This window comes from Caballeronia terrestris (assembly GCF_001544515.1).
GTDB lineage: Bacteria > Pseudomonadota > Gammaproteobacteria > Burkholderiales > Burkholderiaceae > Caballeronia > Caballeronia terrestris.
On the sequence record NZ_FCOL02000369.1, the window covers coordinates 1 to 1,566 of the forward strand.

Annotated in this window: 2 protein-coding genes and 1 pseudogene; all 3 read right to left on the minus strand. The window is 58.7% G+C overall.

What is annotated here, in order from left to right:
* Window positions 1-294: 294 nt before the first annotated feature.
* Entirely contained in the window at window positions 295-528 is a 234-nt protein-coding gene (locus AWB67_RS37475) for a hypothetical protein (RefSeq protein WP_087660817.1), read from the minus strand.
* Window positions 529-1,064: 536 nt separating this feature from the next.
* Complete coding sequence (locus AWB67_RS37480; RefSeq protein ID WP_087660818.1) at window positions 1,065-1,316, minus strand: hypothetical protein; 252 nt, start codon at window positions 1,314-1,316, stop codon at window positions 1,065-1,067.
* Window positions 1,317-1,332: 16 nt separating this feature from the next.
* Window positions 1,333-1,566: pseudogene (locus tag AWB67_RS42765) on the minus strand (hypothetical protein); the annotation flags it as partial.

A 1,566-nucleotide genomic window follows, 5' to 3' on the forward strand; every position in this document is an offset into this window, starting at 1 on the left:
AGTCATCAGGGCGGTCAGCGGTCTTTCGGGCCGCTGACCGCCCTTTTTGCTTACCGTCCTACCGTCCGGTGGGCGAGCGCCCAGCTTGTTCGCGCACCGTGGCGCAAAGCTGCGGGTGGGCTTGATCGTGTCGAGGCGGCCGGGTCAAACGGCGCTTTCGGCCTCGCTCGTGGCAATCATGGCGTATTCCATACCGCTACCAAAGCGCGCTTGTGGGTTTCCCATAAACCATGACCTTGGCTTCTTGGACCGTCTCGAATGCAAACCCGACTTGGCTGCAGCCGGGTTCTTTCCTCATTGATCCGCCGCGCCTTCGGCTGTCGCGATCACCTGCTCGGCGTGGCTCGCGGCCTCAGCCAGGCGTGAAACCGGATCTTCAAACTGATCGGTGGCGTCCCCGATTGCCGCCACCAGCGCGGGGGTCTCTGCAACAAGTTCTGCACCGCATCGAGCAGTGCGGGCGCGGTCTCGCACGGAAAAAGGCTTGCCGACCGCCGTAGCGGAGAAATGCCCCGTCAAGGGCGACATCTTCCGCGATCAACTGCCGATGAGTCTCATCTTTGATTGAAACGGTCCGGGCGCAGGCGGCGTCGCCCTCCTTCAGTCAGATACCGGCGGGCGTGTCCGACTCGAGTAGTAGATGGGGCGGCCTCCGCCAAATGTTCTTTTGCCACAGCTCCGTCGTCGTTCGCCAACTGGCGGTCGAACTCATCCCAATCTTTCGCACTCGGATCTTCAAAATTCACGAACGTCCTCTCGTGGTCGGGGCTCCGCTTATTGAAAGCATGACTGAGAGACGAAAAAAGATATGCGACTAACGGTCAAAGCAAACTACCTCCAAATATGACAAAGTGAAGGGCCCAAGTAGAAGTGCGCGGCGTGGAAGCGAATGCCTCAAACTGCCACCATAGAAATCATTCCCCGACGCCAGCAGCACTGTCAAGCGTCAGAATGGCTGCTTGGGGCGTTCCGATCGGTAAGCCAGATGCGTGCGAGCCACTGGCCGCCTCGATGGCGGTCGCCGCGTTGATCAGTTTACGTACGATCATGGGCGCACGGTCTAACTACTTGTTAGTATCACATGCTTGTTTCCACCGATCGTTCGGCACGTTGGTGTGCAACCCAAGCTGCTTTGCTGTCTCGATTGGCAAGCGCACGACCACGTCAGCGCCTTCCTCCTCCCTCGTGCGCAGTTCTACGCTCACGCCCTGCAGTTCAAGATAAACGACGCCAGCCTCAAACACTTCTTCGTAGAAGTGCCAGGAGGGTTCGCCCGCTTTGGATTCGTGATGCGCGAGTGTCGCCTTGGTGCTCATAGGAACGTCCGAAGGGTCAATGGGATACAGCAGTGTAGCCGGAGCCGCCGACCTGTTGGTCAACCTGGTCGGGTGCGGTGCTGACCAGCATTAGAGTGGCAAATTCACGAGGACTGGCCTGTTTCTGCGCGTGGCGCGAGAAAACAGCACCCGTGATTACTCTCCTATCGACGGTGCGGCTTTTGTGAACGGCGGGAAGAGGGGCAGTTTTCACTGGTGAAAATGGACTGGTGCCTAAATGGAGCAAGGG

What these genes read in the sequence shown, in the direction of transcription:
- AWB67_RS37480 (WP_087660818.1), bottom strand. Translation starts at nt 1,316, where the DNA reads ATGAGCACCAAGGCGACACTCGCGCATCACGAATCCAAAGCGGGCGAA.
- AWB67_RS37475 (WP_087660817.1), bottom strand. Translation starts at nt 528, where the DNA reads ATGTCGCCCTTGACGGGGCATTTCTCCGCTACGGCGGTCGGCAAGCCT.